The 17,804-nt window shown below is 63.8% G+C and carries 21 protein-coding genes; 4 read left to right on the forward strand and 17 right to left on the reverse strand.

What is annotated here, in order from left to right; translation table 11 throughout:
- Positions 1-95: 95 nt before the first annotated feature.
- The 6 genes from IEV62_RS04715 to IEV62_RS04740 form a co-directional block, all read right to left on the reverse strand.
- Positions 96-887 carry a transporter gene (locus IEV62_RS04715; RefSeq protein WP_188445807.1) on the reverse strand — a complete coding sequence of 264 codons (792 nt, stop codon included), beginning with the start codon at positions 885-887 and terminating at the stop codon, positions 96-98.
- Positions 887-1,657 (reverse strand): exodeoxyribonuclease III, encoded by a 771-nt coding sequence (gene xth / locus IEV62_RS04720; RefSeq protein WP_188445712.1) that lies wholly within the window; start codon positions 1,655-1,657, stop codon positions 887-889. The genes IEV62_RS04715 and xth overlap by 1 nt, the downstream gene beginning before the upstream one ends.
- Positions 1,658-1,684: 27 nt before the next feature.
- The gene (gene erpA, locus IEV62_RS04725) at positions 1,685-2,023 is read right to left on the reverse strand and encodes an iron-sulfur cluster insertion protein ErpA (protein WP_188445713.1); all 339 of its coding nucleotides are present in this window, start codon (positions 2,021-2,023) and stop codon (positions 1,685-1,687) included.
- Positions 2,024-2,069: 46 nt separating this feature from the next.
- Complete coding sequence (locus IEV62_RS04730; RefSeq protein WP_188445714.1) at positions 2,070-3,260, reverse strand: M23 family metallopeptidase; 1,191 nt, start codon at positions 3,258-3,260, stop codon at positions 2,070-2,072.
- Positions 3,261-3,493: 233 nt separating this feature from the next.
- A complete protein-coding gene (locus IEV62_RS04735; protein ID WP_188445715.1) occupies positions 3,494-3,964 on the reverse strand; it encodes a peroxiredoxin in 471 nt (156 codons plus the stop codon).
- On the reverse strand, positions 3,961-6,639 hold the full coding sequence (locus tag IEV62_RS04740; protein WP_188445716.1) for a [protein-PII] uridylyltransferase family protein: 2,679 nt from the start codon (positions 6,637-6,639) through the stop codon (positions 3,961-3,963). The genes IEV62_RS04735 and IEV62_RS04740 overlap by 4 nt, the downstream gene beginning before the upstream one ends.
- A gap of 79 nt (positions 6,640-6,718) precedes the next feature.
- On the opposite strand from IEV62_RS04740, the gene IEV62_RS04745 reads away from it, so the two are divergent.
- Entirely contained in the window at positions 6,719-6,904 is a 186-nt protein-coding gene (locus tag IEV62_RS04745; RefSeq protein ID WP_188445717.1) for a hypothetical protein, read from the forward strand.
- On the opposite strand, the gene IEV62_RS04750 is transcribed toward IEV62_RS04745, so the two are convergent.
- The 3 genes from IEV62_RS04750 to IEV62_RS04760 form a co-directional block, all read right to left on the reverse strand.
- The gene (locus IEV62_RS04750) at positions 6,905-7,549 is read right to left on the reverse strand and encodes a sigma-70 family RNA polymerase sigma factor (protein WP_188445718.1); all 645 of its coding nucleotides are present in this window, start codon (positions 7,547-7,549) and stop codon (positions 6,905-6,907) included.
- Between the two features lie 79 nt (positions 7,550-7,628).
- On the reverse strand, positions 7,629-7,772 hold the full coding sequence (locus tag IEV62_RS04755) for a hypothetical protein (RefSeq protein WP_188445719.1): 144 nt from the start codon (positions 7,770-7,772) through the stop codon (positions 7,629-7,631).
- 80 nt (positions 7,773-7,852) lie between these two features.
- Positions 7,853-8,659 (reverse strand): response regulator, encoded by an 807-nt coding sequence (locus tag IEV62_RS04760; RefSeq protein ID WP_188445720.1) that lies wholly within the window; start codon positions 8,657-8,659, stop codon positions 7,853-7,855.
- Positions 8,660-8,909: 250 nt separating this feature from the next.
- Between IEV62_RS04760 and IEV62_RS04765 the strand changes: the two genes are divergently transcribed.
- The 3 genes from IEV62_RS04765 (at position 8,910) to IEV62_RS04775 (ending at position 11,109) form a co-directional block, all read left to right on the forward strand.
- Positions 8,910-9,086 carry a NepR family anti-sigma factor gene (locus IEV62_RS04765; RefSeq protein ID WP_188445721.1) on the forward strand — a complete coding sequence of 59 codons (177 nt, stop codon included), beginning with the start codon at positions 8,910-8,912 and terminating at the stop codon, positions 9,084-9,086.
- A 7-nt stretch (positions 9,087-9,093) separates the two neighbouring features.
- Entirely contained in the window at positions 9,094-10,680 is a 1,587-nt protein-coding gene (locus tag IEV62_RS04770; protein WP_188445722.1) for a sensor histidine kinase, read from the forward strand.
- Between the two features lie 294 nt (positions 10,681-10,974).
- A complete protein-coding gene (locus IEV62_RS04775) occupies positions 10,975-11,109 on the forward strand; it encodes an entericidin A/B family lipoprotein (RefSeq protein WP_188445723.1) in 135 nt (44 codons plus the stop codon).
- Positions 11,110-11,170: 61 nt separating this feature from the next.
- Here the strand turns inward: IEV62_RS04775 and tatC are convergent, their stop codons facing one another.
- The 8 genes from tatC to argS form a co-directional block, all read right to left on the reverse strand.
- On the reverse strand, positions 11,171-11,950 hold the full coding sequence (tatC, locus tag IEV62_RS04780; RefSeq protein WP_188445724.1) for a twin-arginine translocase subunit TatC: 780 nt from the start codon (positions 11,948-11,950) through the stop codon (positions 11,171-11,173).
- Positions 11,947-12,357, reverse strand: a complete 411-nt coding sequence (tatB, locus tag IEV62_RS04785; RefSeq protein ID WP_188445725.1) for a Sec-independent protein translocase protein TatB — start codon at positions 12,355-12,357, stop codon at positions 11,947-11,949. The genes tatC and tatB overlap by 4 nt, the downstream gene beginning before the upstream one ends.
- A gap of 19 nt (positions 12,358-12,376) precedes the next feature.
- Positions 12,377-12,625 (reverse strand): twin-arginine translocase TatA/TatE family subunit, encoded by a 249-nt coding sequence (locus IEV62_RS04790; protein WP_188445726.1) that lies wholly within the window; start codon positions 12,623-12,625, stop codon positions 12,377-12,379.
- A 26-nt stretch (positions 12,626-12,651) separates the two neighbouring features.
- On the reverse strand, positions 12,652-13,263 hold the full coding sequence (gene scpB / locus IEV62_RS04795) for an SMC-Scp complex subunit ScpB (RefSeq protein ID WP_188445727.1): 612 nt from the start codon (positions 13,261-13,263) through the stop codon (positions 12,652-12,654).
- Positions 13,260-13,991: a segregation and condensation protein A gene (locus IEV62_RS04800; protein ID WP_188445728.1), complete on the reverse strand. Its 732-nt coding sequence runs from the start codon at positions 13,989-13,991 to the stop codon at positions 13,260-13,262. The genes scpB and IEV62_RS04800 overlap by 4 nt, the downstream gene beginning before the upstream one ends.
- Before the next feature lie 121 nt (positions 13,992-14,112).
- Positions 14,113-15,120, reverse strand: coding sequence for a glycoside hydrolase family 3 N-terminal domain-containing protein (locus IEV62_RS04805; protein ID WP_188445808.1), 1,008 nt, complete (start codon positions 15,118-15,120; stop codon positions 14,113-14,115).
- A 160-nt stretch (positions 15,121-15,280) separates the two neighbouring features.
- The gene (locus IEV62_RS04810; RefSeq protein WP_188445729.1) at positions 15,281-15,958 is read right to left on the reverse strand and encodes an SPOR domain-containing protein; all 678 of its coding nucleotides are present in this window, start codon (positions 15,956-15,958) and stop codon (positions 15,281-15,283) included.
- On the reverse strand, positions 15,958-17,682 hold the full coding sequence (argS, locus tag IEV62_RS04815; protein ID WP_188445730.1) for an arginine--tRNA ligase: 1,725 nt from the start codon (positions 17,680-17,682) through the stop codon (positions 15,958-15,960). Before argS ends, IEV62_RS04810 begins: the two co-directional genes overlap by 1 nt.
- Positions 17,683-17,804 lie beyond the last annotated feature (122 nt).

Raw genomic sequence — 17,804 nt, forward strand, 5'->3', positions numbered from 1 at the left:
TTTCAGAGGGATAGTGAGATTTTTGAACGAGTGATGAATGGTGACGGCCACCAATCTTCGGCTTTTCACACCATTTTACGGCAGGCCGTCATGGCTTAAAAGCGGCGCGAAACACCGAAATAAAGCTCGACATCCGGAGCAGCGCGATTGAGACCCGCGACCGCGCCGAGATCCACTTGCAGATCGTCTTTCGCCGCCCAGGCGAGCGATGCCGAGGCAAGATCTTGCGTGGTCTTGCCGCTCGGATCCTCATCGCGCAGCACTGCGCCTTCGACGGTCACGGTGAGAACCTTCGACAGCTTGACGCCCAGCCCGATCACTTCAGAAAAAGCCAGATGCCGTCCGCTGCCATCGGCATCGACCGCCGCATCGATTTCGCTCGTGGTCGCCAGATTGAGCGTCGTGCTGAGATCATAGGTCACCGGCACCACGACCCCAGTCCCCCAATTTCCCGCCCCAACCGGGGCGCGACCAACCGGAACACTGACAAACGGCTGCAGCGCAATCGACAGGCCGCTCCCGTCGGGATGGAGCAGATTGGCTTTCATCCCCAGCGTCACATCACCGACGCGCCCCGCCGTATCGACCGCCTGTGTCGTCTTGTCGCGCGTGCGAACATGGCCGTACGGCGTCCAGCCGAGCTGCGCCTCGATAGTGTCGGTCAGCCCGACACGGACGAAGGTGTCGCCGATCAGCACCGTATCGGTCCGCTGATCGGGTTGATCGTCGAGCGTCCAGTCGGTCAGCGCGGTTTCGACCGAGACATGTTTCGGCGCGATCGTGCACGGCGTGGTGCCCAGCCCCGGCCGCGTCGGGCAATAGTCGCGATCTTCGGCCAAGGCCGGACTTGCCGCCAATACCAGCGCGCTCGCCGCGATCCACCGCATCACCGTAGCATCACCCAGGTCGGCGCATGATCGCTCGCTTTTTCGCGCGCGCGATACTCCTTGTCGACGCCGGCATCGACCAGCCGATCCGCCGCGATCGGGGAAAGCAAGAGATGGTCGATCCGAAACCCGGCGTCGCGCTGCCACGCGCCCGCCTGATAATCCCAGAAGGTCCACACGCCACCGCTCGGATAGCGGGTGCGCAGCGCGTCGGTCCAGCCTTGCGCGACGAGCGCGCGGAAGCCTGCACGGCTCTCGGGCTGCATCAGCGCATCGTCCTGCATCGCGCGCACCGAATAGGTATCGTCGTCATTGGCGATGACATTGTAATCCCCCGCCAGCACCACGGGCGTTTCCTCGGCAAGCAGTTCGAGCGCACGGGCGCGCAGCCGGTCGATCCAGCGCAGTTTATACTCGAACTTCGGCCCCGGCTGCGGATTGCCGTTGGGCAAATACAGCGACGCGATCGTTACGCCGTCGACCTCCGCTTCCAGATAACGGCTGTGCTCGTCCTCGGGTTCGCCTGCCAACCCGCGCTGCCGCTCGATCGGGTCCTGCCCCTTCGCCAGCACAGCGACGCCGTTCCAGCTCTTCTGGCCATGCCAGATCGCGCCATAACCCGCGGCGCGGATATCGCCCTCGGGAAAGGTCTCGTCGCTGGTCTTGAGCTCCTGCAGGCACACCACATCGGGCTGCTGCTCGGCGAGATATTCGAGCAGGCGCGGCAGCCGCGCCTTGATGCCATTGATATTGAAGGTGACGATCTTCACGTGGGCGACCCCTGTTGCCGGGTCGGTTTACACCGCGAAGCTGGAACCGCAACCGCAACCCGAGGCGGCATTGGGGTTGGTCACCTTGAACGCCGCGCCGCCGAGTTCCTCGACATAATCGACCGCCGACCCGCGCACGAGATCGAGGCTGATCGAATCGACCACCAGCCGCACGCCGTCCTGCTCGGCAACGGCATCGTCCTGATCGACGGCATCGGCAAAACCGAACTTATACTGGAACCCCGAACATCCGCCGCCATCGACCGAAAGGCGAAGAATCGCCGGCTTGCCCTGCTTCGCCGCAATCGCCGCGACGCGCGCGGCGGCAGAAGGGGTCAGTGCGATTTGGGGAGCAAGGGTGGCCATTACAGAAAGATAGGAGGTTACGGCCGTGTCGGCAATGCGCGTCCGATCAATCCGCCGCCGGGCCACCCACGCCGACCGGGATAACCCGCACCGCTTTATCCTGCGACGCCAACAGATAATCGGCGGTTTGCAGGAACGGCACTGGGTTCACCGCATGGCCGTCGAGCCGCACTTCATAATGCAGATGCGGCCCGGTCGAACGCCCGGTTGACCCCATCAGCGCGATCAGCTGACCACGGTGAACGCGCGTTCCGGCTTCGACGAGGATTTTGGAGAGGTGGCCGTAGCGAGTCTGGATGCCTTTGCCATGATCGAGCTCGACCATATTGCCATACCCCCCCGAACGCTCGGCCCGATCGACCATGCCATCGGCGGTGGCATAGACCGGTGTGCCGACCGGACCGGGGATATCGACCCCGGCATGCATCGCGGCAGTGCCACGGAACGGGTCGGAGCGGATGCCGTAATTGCTGGTATAGGCCATATGGTCGACCGGCTGCGCCGAAGGAATCGCGATCACGCCCTGTTCGAGCGTGTCGAGCTTCTTCCACGTCATGAACAGCGAGCGGAACTGCGTATCGGCGCGCAGATCCGCCTCCGCCGCGGCGCTGTCGACAGCTTCGAACGGGCCGCCCATCGCCGGCTGCTGCGGCAACAGGCGTTCGGGCGTGATGCCGAGGCTGCGCACATGCGCAAGCGCACGGGCAAACCGTTGATCGGCGACGCGGCGCGCCTGCCCGATCGCGGCGACCTGCTGCTGTTCGACCTTCTTGAGCGGCGCGACCACATCGGCGGCAAGCGCATCGGATTTTGGATCGATGCTCGGGGTCGGTCGCGACAGCAACGCGATATCGGCCTTGCCCGATACGACCGCGACCAGCGGCGCCTGACGCTGTTCAACGCGCGTGGCGCGAACTTGCGCGGCGTGTTTGATCGTTGCGACATCGGCCTGCATCTTGGTGACGCGCACTTGCATCTGCGCGACCTTGGCTTCGGGCGAGAGCGGCGCATCGACGATTCCGCTCAGCGCGACCGCGCCGACTGCGGCCTGCGCCACGCCGTACGCCGAAAAGCACAACGTAATGCTGGCGACCCCCGCCATCACGGCTTGCGACCGCGCACCGAGGCTGAAGCGCTGGAGATCACGCCCATCGTGAAAAATGAAATCGCGGGTCTTGAAGTAGGTCTTGAGCCGCGACACCAGTCGCACGCCCGACGCAATCGAAAATGAGTTCATGTGACCCCGGCGACCTTTACGCGATTGCCGGATGATGCCAGCGCCCGCCCCTCTATCGCCCGCATGCAGCCCCCTGCATCCGGACGAACAGTGTGTGAGGGATACTGTAGCGGGCAAGCAAGCCTTTGTGCGGCGCGGCGCGTCGAAGCGGCTGATCGGCACGGCGAGTCGTTGAACGGGCGATTAACCGCTGCACCGATTCGGAAAATTCTCCGAAAACGGCCCGATTTCGCTCAAGCAAGTGCGCGCACTGCCTCCAGCACATCGACGACATGGCCCGGCACGCGCGCCTTACGCCAGCTCCGCGCCAGAATGCCGTTCGCATCGAACAGGAAGGTGGCGCGATCGATCCCCATATAGGTTTTCCCATACAGCTTCTTTTCGACCCACACGCCGAACGCCTGCATCGCCGCATCGGTATCGTCGGTGGCAAGCGGCACAGTCAGATCGTATTTGGCGATGAATTTCTGGTGCTTGATCGGCGTATCGCGCGATACACCGAGGACATCGGCCCCGAGCGCGCGGAATTCGGGCAGCAAGCGACTGAAATCCTGGGCTTCGCGCGTACAGCCCGACGTGTCGTCCTTGGGATAGAAATACAGCACGAACGGCTTGCCGACATAGTCACCAAGGTTGATCCGCCCGCCGTCGGGCGTGGCGAGGTCGATCGCGGGCAACGCTGCGCCTTCGTCGATGATCTTCATGCCGCGATCCCCTCCACCTGTGCCAGCCACCGCGAAACGTCCTGCCGATTCGTGTCGAGCGACGCAACCACTGTCGGCCAATCCGCCATGCCAAGCGCGCGCGCGATCAAATCCTGCGTCGCGACACCGGGCACTTGCGCATCGGGCGCAACCAGCCGCAGCGTGACAAGCAGCCGCGCGAGCAAATCATAGGCCCCCGCCAATTCGGGCGGTGCCTTCCCCGCGGCGATCAACGCCGTGATCGCGACGCGCAAATCGGGATCGAGCCCATGCCCGCTCTCCAGCTGAACCATGTGGACCGCGAATTCGAGATCGACCAAACCGCCCGGCAGCAATTTCGCGTCGAGCGGACCAAGCGGCGGCTTATGGACTGCTATCTCCGCCCGCATCGCGCTCGCCTCGGCGGTGATATTGCGCGCCGGTCGGTCGCCGCGCAGCACGGCGTCGATCACCGTTGCAACCGCAGCCCGCGCCTCCGCCGACCCATAAACCGGCCGCGCCCGCGCAAGCGCCATATGCTCCCACGTCCACGCGCTTTCGCGTTGATAGCGCGCGAAGCCGTCGAGCGACACGCACAGCGGCCCTTGCGTGCCCGACGGGCGCAAGCGCGTGTCGATCTCGTACAGCGGTCCCGATGCGGTCGGTACCGACAGTGCAGCGCTGATCCGTTGCGCCAGCCGGTTGTAATAGAGCACCGCGCCGAGCGGTTTGCGCCCGTCGGATTCCGCCAGATAATCGCCGGTGAACAAATAGATCAGGTCGAGATCGGAGGCGTGGGTCAGCGCGCCACCGCCCATCCGCCCGAGCGCGAGAATGATCAGTTCGCTGTTCGGCACCCGGCCGTGCGTGACGGAAAATTCGGCGATCGTTGCTTCGGCCAGCACGCAAATCGCGGCTTCCGCAACGCGCGCATAGCCGGCCGACACGTCGAGCGGATCGGCCGCGCCGGCAATGATTTGCGTGCCGAGCGCAAACCGCTTCTCCCCCACCACGCGGCGAACGTAATCGAGTTGCGACTGATAATCCGCGCGGCTGGTCATCTCGGCCGCAAGCGCCCCGACGTCACCGACCGGATCGAGCGCGGTCGCATCGATCAGCCCGTCGAACAATTCGGGCCGCCGCGCGAGGTCCTCGGCAAGCGTCACGGCATGGCTCAGGATCAGCCCGAGCAAGCGCCCCAGCGCCGGGCGCGCTTCGATCAGGCGGAAAAAATTGACCGCGCTCGACAGCCGCGCGAGCATCCGGTCGAGCCGGACGATCGCGCCCTGCGGATCGGGCGAACTCCCGAGCGCCGCGATCAGGCCCGGCAGAACCGCCTCCAGCGCCGCGCGCGCAGGCGCACTACGCAGCGCGGGATAGGCCCCGCCGCGCCACTGCGCGATCCGCTGCGCCGCGACATCGGTCGCATCAAACCCGGCTGCGGCGAGCTGCCCCGCGAGATGGTCGGCATCGAACGACAGCGCATCGCCCTCATCCGGGTCGAGCGCGTCATAGCTGCGCGCGGTCGCCACGACATGCGGCCGCAACAGATCGAGCAAGGCTGCGCCATCGGCCACGCCGTGAAGCTGTGCCGCCGCATCGAGCGCAGCGCCGCTTGGCAGCGTATGCGTCTGACGATCTTCGATCATCTGCACGCGGTGCTCGATCGTGCGGTACAGCGTATAGGCTTGGCGCAGTGCCACCGCTTCGCTGGGATCGACCCACCCTGCCGCCGACAGCGCAGACAGGGCATGGCGCGTATCGGGCACACGCAGCGCCGGATCGCGGCCACCGTGGATCAATTGGTGGATTTGGGTGAAGAACTCGACTTCACGGATGCCGCCGCGCCCGCGTTTGAGGTCGAACCCAGGGCCGAACGCTTGCCCTTGCGCGTAATGATCGCGAATTCGCCGCGAAATGCCGCGAATCTCGCCGATCGCACCGAAATCGAGCGCGCGCCGCCACACGAACGGCGCCACCGCCTCCAGAAATCGTCCGCCCAGCGCCACATCCCCCGCCGCCGCGCGCGCGCGGATGAAGGCGGCACGCTCCCACGGCAGCGCCAGCGATTCATAATAAGAGATCGCCGCATCCACCGACAGGGCAATCGGCGTGACTTCGGGCGAGGGGCGCAGGCGCAGATCGACGCGCAGCACATACCCATCACCATCGCGCGTCTGCAGGATTTCGACGACGCGCCGAGCGATCCGCACCGCCGCTTCCTCGGGCACTTCACGCGGGCGACACGGGAGGGTGGCGGGGTCGAACAGCAAAATCGGATCGATATCGGAGGAATAGTTGAGTTCGCGACTGCCCTGCTTGCCCAGCGCGATCGCGGTGAACCCGCGCGGCTCCGCGTCCGGTGTCCGCTCCGCGATCGCCGTGCGGATCGCGGTGTCGAGCGCATGATCGGCGAAATCCGACAACGCACGCGTGACGGCACTCAAATCGTCCCGGCCTGCCAGATCGCCGATCGCTACCCGCAGCGCGAGCCGCCGACGGACAAGCCGCAAGCGGCGCGGCGCGGGGGCATCGGGCTCGCCCAAGTCCAGCGCGGACAGTGCCGGCAACACTCCCGCCGCAAAGTCCGCCGCCAGCGCGGGTTCGCGATCGAGCAACAGCGCCAGAAAGGGAGAATAGCGCCGAGCGCGCGCCGCGGCGTCGGCAACATCCTGATCGTAAACCGTGTTTTTCACAGGACGCTACGGCTTTCGGCCAATGCGGGACAATACTTAAGCAACGAGCAGCGTCTTCGTCCGTTGGGGCTTTATGTCAATGCGCTCCGCTCCTGTTGTACAAACTCGCTGCACCGGCGACTATGTCGTCGTGGCGCCACAGATTACCGATTTCTTGTCGGGCACCCTGCGCGCAGCATATGGAGTCGAACCCGCTGCTTGTGCGCAATTCTCGGACCTGATCAGTCAGCTCGAAATGATCGACGCCACACCGATCCCGCGCTGATTACCCACGATTGCGGCTCAGTTCGTCGACCTCGCCCATAATCGTGTCGAGCGCGGACATTCCCGGCTCATTGCTGTGCGTCCTACGCGAAGCGAGCGTATTATCGCTCATCACCGCTTCCAGCGCGACACGACCGCGCGCCACGCGGCTCTTGATCGTGCCGACGGCAACACCACAAATTTCAGCGGCCTCTTCATAAGCAAACCCACCAGCGCCGACCAGAATCAGCGCCTCGCGTTGCGGCTGCGGCAAATGCAACAGCGCGCGTTGCATGTCGCCCAATTCGACATGCTTGTCCTGGCTGGCAGGCGCGGCGAGAATCCGGTCGGCGACCAGATCGTCCCATTCGCCCTTGAAACGTGCCCGGCGCATCTGACTGAGATACAGATTGCGCAGGATGATAAAGGTCCAGGCACGCATGTTGGTGCCCGCCTGGAACCGCAGCCGCGCCGCCCATGCTTTCATCAGCGTTTCCTGCACGAGATCATCGGCAAGATCGCGATTACCCGATAGCGAGCGACCGAACGCGCGCAGATGCGGAATCACTTGCGCCAATTGCGTCTTGAACTCAGGATCGGAGAGCGAAACATGCTCGACGACCTCGGGCGCAACATCGTCTTCATCGTGATCGCGTGCGTCGCTCATCAAATCCGGTCTCGCAAAGGTGCATAAAGAAAATGGGGATGGAGGACATCAAAGTCCACCAATCCGTCCATGTCAGCGTTCAACGTTGGAAAAAGATCAGCAATACCGCAAAAATCACCACGACCAGCGCCAGCGAAATACCGAGGACGTAGCGCGTAACATGCGGTGTTTCCCCGCCGCGCGCTTCTTCTGCCGTAATTTTGATGCGTTCTTCGTCCGCCATACATGCCCCCGGGTGTAACACTGTCGTTGTGGTTCCGTATCGTATGGAACCCCAACCCCCGGGGGCGTGAAACGGTTCCCTCAAGCGGCGGGAACGGTCGCCTGATTGAAGAACAAGGCCTGTGCGATCGCGGCCTTGACGGTGGATCGCTGAAACGGCTTGGTAATCAGGAAGGTCGGCTCTGGGCGCTCGCCCGTCAGCAAACGCTCGGGGAAAGCGGTGATGAAGATCACCGGCACTTCGAACTCGGCCAGGATGTCCTTCACCGCATCGATTCCCGAACTGTCATCGGCGAGTTGAATGTCGGCGAGCACCAAGCCGGGACGATCCTCCATCGCCAGCGCGACCGCTTCGTCGCGCGTCACGGCAACGCCGGTCACGTCATGCCCCAGGTCGCGGACGATCGTCTCGATGTCCATCGCGATGATCGGCTCATCCTCGATGATCAGCACGCGCGCGCGGGTCTGCTTCTCGATCTCGGTCAAGGCCTCGGCGACAAGCGCCTCGACCTCGGCGACATCGACGTCGATCAGGTAACCGGCATCCTCGGGCGTGAACCCTTCCATCGCGGTCAGCAACAATGCCTGACGCGACAGCGGCGTGATCCGCGCTAGCCGCGCCCGAGCGATTGCTTCCTGCCCATCGCCGTCGCCAACCGCCATATTCTCCGGAGTCTCGTCATAATTGGTTGAGTTCCAGATCGCGTGAAAGGTGCGATACAAACCGAGCCGCGGATCGACGTCGCGCGGGAATTCTTCCGGTGCCGCGACGATTGCTTCGAGCGTGGCGCGTACATAACGGTCGCCATGCGTCTGGCTCCCGGTCAAGGCGCGGCCATAGCGACGGAGAAACGGAAGATGGGGGGCAAGCTGCTGTCCTAGCGACATGACTGTCGGGGTCTCCCTTGGAAATGAATTGAGGGACCTTGTGGAAGCGGCCCCCCGCTTATGCAACGCGTTTGTGGCCCCGAAACCGCCGGGACTTTATTTCGCATCGCACATGGAACAATCAAAGCGCTATTTGGTTTCATGCTCCAATCGCTGCCTGCGCAATCTCTTTGCATTCCCGCGAATATGGCGGTTGTTACGGTGGCACATTAACTCTATCCGGCATGTCCGGATATCCAGGGGGACGGCATTGCGTTCGGGCGACGATTCTTCGAAAAAGCCGGGCACGGCACGTACCGTTGGAACCGGCGCGAAGGCTCAAGGCAAAGACCGCGACATGGGCGCGGCATTGCGGACGGTGTATCAACGCACCGTCGAAGAAGCGATTCCGCCGGAAATGCTGGATCTGCTCGGCAAGCTGGACTGATCGTCGCATGACCGAAATGGTTGGCGATCCGCCCGCCGCACGTGCGTTATCCGACCGGTTCGGCAGCATTCCAACCGGTGCCAAAGTTTTTCTGATCTTGAGCGCAGCCTTGTTACCGCTTGCGATCATTGCTTTTTTTGCGACGTTGCAGACCGCCGCGATGGCGGATGATGCGATGCGCACGCAAATGCGCGTTACCGCCACCGAAAGTGCGCGCAAACTGGCGATCGAGCTCGTCGGCGACATGACAGCACTCCGCGTTGCGCTCAACGCGCTCGAGGCGGACCCTGCCGACGCGCCCAGTTGCGCCCGCGCGCAAGGCGTCTTCGCCCCCCAAGCTGCCGCTGGCACACGCTTTTCTATTACCGATTCGCGCGGCCGCATCATCTGTGGACAACAACTTCCCGTCGCCGCCTGGCCCGCGGAATCGAGCGCCGATGCCCCCATCGCGGCACGGCTGCACCCTGGGCGCGGCTTGACGCTTGCAACGACGAGCACGACGGGCCGAACCCGAGCAGCGGCATTCTTCCCCGCGACCGTGCTCGCCGCAACCGCCAAGCCAAGCGGCTATGCGCCACCGTATGAAGCGCGGCTCGCGCTCGATCAGGATGTGCTGTCGCTCAACGAACTTCCCGCCACCGGCCCGCTCGAACGCAGTGCGACGCTCGGCATGGCGATCGGCGTCGGCGACGTCATGCTGATGACGCGGGTGCGCAGCGTGCCGATCACCTCGCCGGTGCTGGTGGCGCTGATGCTGCCGATCATCATGTGGGCCGCCGCCGCAGGAATTGGCTGGTTTGTCGTTGACCGCCTGTTGATCCGCCCGCTGCGGCAATTACGCACCAGCGTTGCGCATTTCGTGCCGGGCGAAGAGGTCGATCCCGGCACAATGCGCACGCTGCCCGCAATGGAAATCCGCGATCTCGGCGAGACCTTCCGCGCGATTACCCGCACCGTCGCTGCGCATGAGGCTGGGTTGGCCGCCGGGCTGGTCCGCCAGACCAAATTGACCCGCGAAGTCCATCATCGTGTGAAGAACAACCTTCAGGTCATTTCGAGCCTGATCAATTTCCACGCCCGCGCCGCGCGCAGCGTCGAGGCGACCAACGCCTATGCCTCGATCCAGCGGCGCGTCGACGCGCTCGCGGTCGTCCATCGCAACCATTTTGCCGAACTCGAGGAAAATCGTGGGCTTTCGCTGCGCTCCGTGCTCGGCGAACTCGCCTCGAATCTCCGCGCGACCGCGGCCGACAACGCGCCGATCGGTATCGCGCTCGACGTGCTGCCGTATCTGGTCAATCAGGACGTCGCGATCGCCATCGCCTTTCTGCTCACCGAAATCGTCGAGCTGGCCATGAACGTCAGCCCGACCGCACAGATCAGGATCTCGGTCGGACCCGACGAGAGCGACGCGCGTGCAGTATTGCGGGTTAATTCACCGGCGCTGATCGATGACGACCGAATGCGCACGCTGGTTGCGGAACGCTATGGTCGCGTCATCGAAGGGTTGTCGCGGCAGTTACGGTCTAAACTCCATTATGATCCCTTGGTCGGCGCCTATGAGATCTCCGTCGCGGTTACCGGATGCGACTGAATTATAACAATTTAAAAAAATTTACGGGAAGTCGCTTTTTTTCTGGAACTGGACGCCACAAGGACCGTTTTATCTTTTGGATAGCGAATTTATGCCCCCCCGCTCTCGCTATCCAGAACATGGTCCCGGTCGCACCATCCTCCCCCCCCGATGGTGCGTCCGGGTCCAATTTCCCATCAGATGTAAAGACCGGTCGACGTCCTCGCTGCGCTGCGCGGAACGAACCGGGTGTTCGCGCATTGGACAGGCAGCGCGGTCGACCTCGATCCGCGCGCCTTTCTCAGGAGCTATGCAATGCGTAAGATCACAACCCTCGCCATCGCCACCGCAACGCTGCTGATCGCCGCCTGCAATACGGTCGAGGGTGTTGGCAAGGATGTACGGTCGGCCGGTGATACCGTCGCCAAGACAGCCGACGGCGCGAAATAAGCCACCGAAATTCAGATCGCGACGAGAGCCGCACCGGGCCGCCGGCGCGGCTCTTTTGCTATCAGCTTTCGACCAGATCGGTCGATTCGTCCTTCACGCGCTTGCGCTCGGTGAACCAGATCGCAATCAGCGCGAGCTCGTAAAGCGCGACCAGCGGGATCGCGAGCATGATCATCGAACCCGCATCCGGCGGTGCCAAAACCAGCGCAACCGCGAAACACCCGACGATCGCGTAGCGCCGCCCCGCCACAAGCTGCTTGCGGGTTACCAGCCCGGCGCGCTCAACCAGCATCAGCAGGATCGGCAACAGGAAGGCGATGCCGAACGCGAACAAGAATTGCATCACGAAATCGAGATAGCTTGCGACCGAGGTCAGTGCCTCCTGCTGGACCCCGCCAAGGCTCCCCTGAAAGCTCAGAAAGAATTTCAGCGCCGAAGGAATCGCCACGAAATACGCCATCATCGCACCGATCGTGAACAACACCGGCGTCGCGAACAGGAACGGCAGCAGCGCGCGCTTTTCCTTGCGGTACAGCCCGGGCGATACAAAGCCCCAGAGCTGGTTGGCGATGATCGGAAACGAGATCATCAGCGCGGCAAACAAAGCGACCTTCAACTGCACGAAGAATCCGTCGAACACACCGATCGTCACAATCCGTTTCTGCCCCGCCTCGAGCAGCGGGTGGACCAGTACCGTAAAAATTTCGCGCGAATAAAAATACGTGCCGATCAGCGTAATGAACACCGAAACGATGCAGAAAAACAGTCGCTTGCGAAGTTCGACCAAATGATCGAGCAACGGTGCGCGGCTTGCTTCAAGGTCGTCAACGGGTGCGTTCACAGGAGCGTGCCAGCGGTAGGCTTGGGCTGATCAACCGCCACTGCGTCAGCGGACCTCTCGGGCGCGGCGACCATCGGCTGCTCGACCAGCACCGCTGGCGCATCTCCAGCATCCTCAGCCGCATGCGCCTCCGCTGGCGGTCCGGCCATCGGCAGCATCTGCACCGGTTCGGACGGATGTTCGCGCATGATGCGGTCGTTTTCCGCCGCCCATTTCTTTTCCATTTCCTGCAACTCGGATTCGCGCAGCATTGTGTCGAAGCCCGATCGGAACTGGTTGGCGACACCGCGCACCTTGCCGATCCAATGCCCGGCAACGCGCATCGCTTTCGGCAAATCCTTGGGTGGGATGACAAGCAAGGCCACGACCCCGAGCAGGATCACCTCGGAGGATGCGACGTCGAACATGGCGGTGCCTTGGCCGCTATCAGATTTCGTGGTCGCGGATGCGGTTGCCGTCGCGGTCGAACACCGGCTCGGCCGCTGCCTTGGCGTCGATCCGGCTCGGTTCGCGCGCCACACCCTTGGCCGCCTCGTCGTCCTCGGCCATGCCCTTCTTGAAGGATTTGATGCCCTTGGCAACATCGCCCATCATGTTCGAAAAGCGACCGCCACCCAGGACGAGGATCGCGATCCCGCCGAAGATCAGCCAGTGAACAAGACTAAAACCACCCATGATTGATCTCCTGATGTCGTTGGTATCTAGTGCGTCTCGTCGAAAGTTTCCACCTCCGCATCGCCGTCATCCGCCGCATCTGCGTCCCAATCGGTCCGCGCGAAGGCGAGATCGACCGGATCGAGCAGTCCCGCTGCCCGCAAATCATCGATCCCGGGCAGATCGCGCCTGCTTGCCAACCCGAAATGCGCGAGGAACGCGGGCGTCGTCGCGTACAGCAACGGTCGCCCCGGCACCTCGCGCCGTCCGGCGGGGCGAATCCACCCAGCTTCCATCAATACGTCCAAGGTGCCCTTAGAGATGCCGACGCCGCGAATTGCTTCAATCTCCGCCCGAGTCGCGGGTTCGTGATAGGCGATGATCGCGAGCGTCTCGATCCCGGCACGGCTCAGCTTGCGCGCCTCTTCATGCTCGCGTCGCAACAGATGCGCCATGTCGGCGGCGGTCTGGAAATGCCAGCGCTCGCCGCGTTTGACCAATTCGATCCCGCGTCCGGCGTAATCGGCCTGCAACGCCGCCAGCGCCGCGCGGACTTCCGCCCCGTTCAAATGGGTGCGGATCGCCTCGAGGGTCATCGGTTCGGTCGCCGCGAACAGCACCGCTTCGACCGCGCGGGTTATATCGTCGGGCGCGTTCATGACGGGGCGCGCAGATAGAGCGGCGCGAAGGGCGATTTCTGCCGCAATTCAACCTTGCCTTGTCGTGCAAGTTCCAACGCCGCGACGAAACTCGACGCAAGCGCCGATTTGCGGAACGGACCCGTCGCCGATTCAGGCAGGAAATGCTCGATCACGTCCCAGTCGACCGCCGTGCCGAGCAGCCGCGCCACGCGCTCCAGCGCCGCCTCCAGCGTCATCACCGCGCGGTGCGCGACGACGTGCATCACCGGCCGCGTGCGCGCCGTGATGACGCCGTACGCCGCGATCAGATCGTAAATTTCAGCTTGCCACACCGCCTTGCGCTGCGTGCGGAGACCCTCCGGGCTCCCACGTTGGAACACGTCGCGGCCCACCCGGTCGCGCGCGATCAGCCGCGCGCCCGCCTCGCGCATCGCGTTCAGCCGTTCGAGCCGCAGTTGCAGCCGCAGCGCCAGTTCCTCGGGGCTCGGCTCGATCTCGGGGTCGCGTGGCAGCAGCAACCCGGATTTGAGGTACGCCAGCCACGCCGCCATCACCAGATAATCCGCCGCCACTTCCAGCTTGATCGCCCGCGCTTGCTCGACGAACTGCAAATATTGATCGACCAGCGCGAGGATCGAAATCGCCTTGAGATCGACCTTCTGGCTTCGCGCAAGCGTCAGCAACAGGTCGAGCGGGCCTTCCCAGCCGTCAAGATCGATCGTGAGGGTTTCGGGGTTTTCGGTCACCGTGCGACCCTACACCCAACCGTCACCCCAGCCAAAGCTGGGGTCTCGTGGGGGAGAGCGCGACGCCTTGCGACCATGAGACCCCAGCTTTCGCTGGGGTGACGACGGTGGCAGACACCGCTCACACCAGCCCCAGCAACTGATCCCGCGTGGCGATCAGCGCCGCCATGTCGCCCCCGGCATGCACCCCCGCAACCGTCGCCATCGCCCGCTCCAGCCGCGCGCGTGACAACGCCGAGATTTCGCCCAGCCGATCGGCAATGTCGGTCATTTCGTCCATCCGCCCCCAGCAATCGAGCACCAGATCGCACCCCGCTGCAATTGCGCTCGCTGCCTTGTCGCCAGCACTGCCCGACAGCGCCTTCATGTCGATGTCGTCGGTCATCAGCAGCCCGTCAAAGCCAATGCGCTGACGGATGATCCGCTCGATCACCACAGGCGACAGCGTCGCCGGTCGTTCGTTGTCCCACGCCTCGAACACGATGTGCGAGGTCATCCCCATCGGCGCATCCTTCAGGCTGGCGAAGGGTCGCAGATCGATTTCGAGTTCTTCGTCAGACGCCGTCACCGTCGGCAAATGATAATGCGTGTCGACCTTCGCACGGCCATGCCCCGGCATGTGCTTGACCACGCCGACCACGCCGCCACGCCGCAGTCCGTCGAGCATCGCCCGCCCCATTGCCGCCACGCGCAGCGGCTCTGACCCGAGCGCCCGCGTCGAAATCGCCTCGGTCGTGTCGGGCTGCGCCACGTCGAGCAGCGGCAGGCAATCGACGTTGATCCCGACCTCGCTCAGCATCAGCGCGATCGCTTCGGCATTGGCGCGCGCCGCCGCGATCGCCGACATTGGTGCCACCTCGTACAGCGCATCGAAGGCCGGCCCCGCCGGGAAAGCGGGCCATTCCGGCGGCCCCATCCGCGCGACGCGCCCGCCCTCCTGATCGATCAGGATCGGCACATCGTCGCGCCCCGACACCGCGCGCAGGCTGTCAGTCAGCGCGCGGACTTGCGCACGCGTCGCGATATTGCGTTTGAACAGGATGTAGCCAGCCGGCTCGGCCTCCGCGAAGAAGGTGCGTTCATCGGGGGTGAGGGTCGGGCCGGACAGGCCGAAGATGACGGGCTTCATCATCGCGGCTTACAATGCGCCACGCGCCGCTGTCATCCCCAACGCATCATCTTGTCATCCCCTCGCTGTTGTAATCCCCGCGAAAGCGGGGACCCATCACCTGTCGCAGGAGTTGGGTCCCCGCTTTCGCGGGGATTACAACGAACCGAAAATGTAGAGCTTACGACCGCGGAACGAAGCACGCCTGTCCGGCCGCCGTCAGCTTCGCGCACAGGCTCGTCGCAGCACCCGCACCACCGGCATTGACGCGCAGCCGGTACACCGTCTGGCCGTTCACCTGCGCCGCCTGCACCGATTTCCCCATCGGCGCGAGATAGGCATATTTCTTCGAAACCGTTGCCCAGCTCGCATCGGCCTCGCGCTCGCTGCCGAACGATCCCAATTGCACCAACGCGCCGCCCGATACCGCCGCCGGAGACGATGGAATCGACGTAACCACCTTGCTGGCGCCCGCATCGACCGTCGGCGGCGCGACCGTCTTGCCGACAATCGGTGCTTCCGGTGCCGCCTTCAGGTCGATCGCCGCATTGCTCATTCCCGCACCGTCGCTGGTCGCAATCGCGGTATCGCCCTCGCCTTCAACCTTCAGGCCACCGGGGTCATCGGGCTTCACCTTGTAATCGCCGTCCTGCGCCGCGATCAGCGCGCCATTGCCGTCCACGCCCTGATGCTTCTTGTAATATTGGTAGCCGAAGATCGCCGCCGCGACGATCGCCAGGGCAAGCACGACGAGCAGCACGATCCGCAGGACGGACGGGCCGTCGTCGTAATCATCCTCGACCGTTTCGAGCCAGGGAAGGCGATCTTCATCGCGCATTTCATATTCGCCCGTCGCCATCAGTTCATCTCCTGGACCGCCTGGACGCCCATAATCCCCAAACCATTGCGGATAATCTGCGCGAGCGCATCCGCCAAGAACAGCCGCGCGCACGTAATCGCCGGGCTGTCCGGTAGCAGAAAACGCCGATCGGGTCGATCATTCCCAACGTTCCACAGCGCGTGGAGCGACGCTGCCAAGTCATAGAGATAAAACGCAATCCGGTGCGGCTCGCGCGCCGCCGCCGCGGTATCGACGATGCGCGGGAATTGTGCGGCGAGCTTTACCAGCGCCAGGTCCTCCGTATCAAGCTGGGACAGATCGACCGCGTCGCACACGATTCCCGCCTCCGCCGCACGCCGGTGCAGCGACGCGACGCGGGCGTGCGCGTAATTGACGTAAAACACCGGATTGTCCTTCGACGCCTCGACCACCTTGGCGAAGTCGAAATCCATTTGCGCATCGGATTTGCGCGTCAGCATCGTGAAGCGCACGACATCCTTGCCGACTTCGCGCACGACATCGGCGAGCGTCACGAAATTGCCCGCGCGCTTGGACATCTTGATCGGCTCGCCGTTGCGCATCAGCCGCACCATCTGCACGAGCTTGACGTCGAAGCGCGTCTTGCCCCCGGTCAGCGCCGCCACCGCCGCGACGATCCGCTTGACCGTGCCGGCATGATCCGCACCCCAAATGTCAATCAGCGCATCGGCAGTCTGCGCCTTCTGATAGTGGTAAGCGAGATCGGCCCCGAAATAGGTCCATTGCCCGTTCGATTTCTTGATCGGCCGGTCCTGATCATCGCCGAACTGGGTCGAGCGGAACAGCGGCAGCACCACCGGTTCCCAATCCTCGAGCTCCTGCCCCTTTGGCGCCTCAAGCAGGCCGTCGTAGATCAACCCCCGCGCGCGCAAATCATGCTCGGCCGCCTCGGGCTTGCCCGCCGCCCGCAATTCCGCCTCGGACGAGAACAGGTCGTGATGAATGCCGAGCAGCGCGAGATCGTCCTTGATCAGCACCAGCATCGCCGCGACAGCCCGGGTCCGGAACAGCACGAGCCAGTCGCTTTCAGGCGCGTCGGCGTATTTGTCGCCGAACTCGGCGGCGAGCGCCTGCCCGACCGGGACGAGATAATCGCCGGGATAGAGTCCCTCGGGAATTTCCACCGTCGCGCCAAGCGCCTCGCGGTACCGCAAATGCACCGAGCGCGCGAGCACGTCCACTTGCCCGCCAGCATCGTTGACATAATATTCGCGGATCACTTTGTGGCCGGAAAATTCGAGCAGCGCCGCCAGCGCATCGCCCACGACGGCACCACGGCAATGCCCCATGTGCATCGGCCCCGTTGGATTGGCCGAGACATATTCGATATTCACGGTCGTCCCCGCGCCCCGCGTCGAGCGGCCATAATCGTCGCCTTCGTCGCGGATCGCCGACAGTTCGGCGCGCCATGTATCGTCGGTCAGGAACAAATTGATGAACCCCGGCCCCGCGACCGAAACGCTCGCCACCTCGTCGAGCCCCTCCAAGGCGGCGGCGATCTTCTCCGCCAGCGCGCGCGGATTGAGCCCTGCGGGCTTGGCCAGCACCATCGCGGCATTGGTCGCCAGATCGCCGTGCGTCACGTCGCGCGGCGGCTCGACCGTAATGTTCGCGCGGTTGAGATCGGCAGGCAATTCGCCAGCAGCGACAAGCGCATCGAGCGCCGCATTCAGATGCGCGGCGAAACGGGTGTAAAGGGTCATGGGTTGTCCGGTCGTGTAAAGCGAGCGCGGGCCTTAGCGGACGATGGCCGAACACTCAAATCGCGGCAGTTGCAATGAACGGCACAGTCCTTCATAATCAATGACAATATTGCACGAGGTCT

The sequence above is a fragment of the Sphingomonas psychrolutea genome (assembly GCF_014636175.1).
In the GTDB taxonomy this organism is placed as follows: domain Bacteria; phylum Pseudomonadota; class Alphaproteobacteria; order Sphingomonadales; family Sphingomonadaceae; genus Sphingomonas; species Sphingomonas psychrolutea.

Coding starts and splice junctions, on each gene's coding strand:
- IEV62_RS04715 (WP_188445807.1), bottom strand. CDS start 887: ATGCGGTGGATCGCGGCGAGCGCGCTGGTATTGGCGGCAAGTCCGGCC.
- erpA (WP_188445713.1), bottom strand. CDS start 2,023: ATGGCCACCCTTGCTCCCCAAATCGCACTGACCCCTTCTGCCGCCGCG.
- IEV62_RS04730 (WP_188445714.1), bottom strand. CDS start 3,260: ATGAACTCATTTTCGATTGCGTCGGGCGTGCGACTGGTGTCGCGGCTC.
- IEV62_RS04735 (WP_188445715.1), bottom strand. CDS start 3,964: ATGAAGATCATCGACGAAGGCGCAGCGTTGCCCGCGATCGACCTCGCC.
- IEV62_RS04745 (WP_188445717.1), top strand. CDS start 6,719: ATGCGCTCCGCTCCTGTTGTACAAACTCGCTGCACCGGCGACTATGTC.
- IEV62_RS04750 (WP_188445718.1), bottom strand. CDS start 7,549: ATGAGCGACGCACGCGATCACGATGAAGACGATGTTGCGCCCGAGGTC.
- IEV62_RS04755 (WP_188445719.1), bottom strand. CDS start 7,772: ATGGCGGACGAAGAACGCATCAAAATTACGGCAGAAGAAGCGCGCGGC.
- IEV62_RS04760 (WP_188445720.1), bottom strand. CDS start 8,659: ATGTCGCTAGGACAGCAGCTTGCCCCCCATCTTCCGTTTCTCCGTCGC.
- IEV62_RS04770 (WP_188445722.1), top strand. CDS start 9,094: ATGACCGAAATGGTTGGCGATCCGCCCGCCGCACGTGCGTTATCCGAC.
- IEV62_RS04775 (WP_188445723.1), top strand. CDS start 10,975: ATGCGTAAGATCACAACCCTCGCCATCGCCACCGCAACGCTGCTGATC.
- tatB (WP_188445725.1), bottom strand. CDS start 12,357: ATGTTCGACGTCGCATCCTCCGAGGTGATCCTGCTCGGGGTCGTGGCC.
- IEV62_RS04790 (WP_188445726.1), bottom strand. CDS start 12,625: ATGGGTGGTTTTAGTCTTGTTCACTGGCTGATCTTCGGCGGGATCGCG.
- scpB (WP_188445727.1), bottom strand. CDS start 13,263: ATGAACGCGCCCGACGATATAACCCGCGCGGTCGAAGCGGTGCTGTTC.
- IEV62_RS04805 (WP_188445808.1), bottom strand. CDS start 15,120: ATGAAGCCCGTCATCTTCGGCCTGTCCGGCCCGACCCTCACCCCCGAT.
- IEV62_RS04810 (WP_188445729.1), bottom strand. CDS start 15,958: ATGGCGACGGGCGAATATGAAATGCGCGATGAAGATCGCCTTCCCTGG.
- argS (WP_188445730.1), bottom strand. CDS start 17,682: ATGACCCTTTACACCCGTTTCGCCGCGCATCTGAATGCGGCGCTCGAT.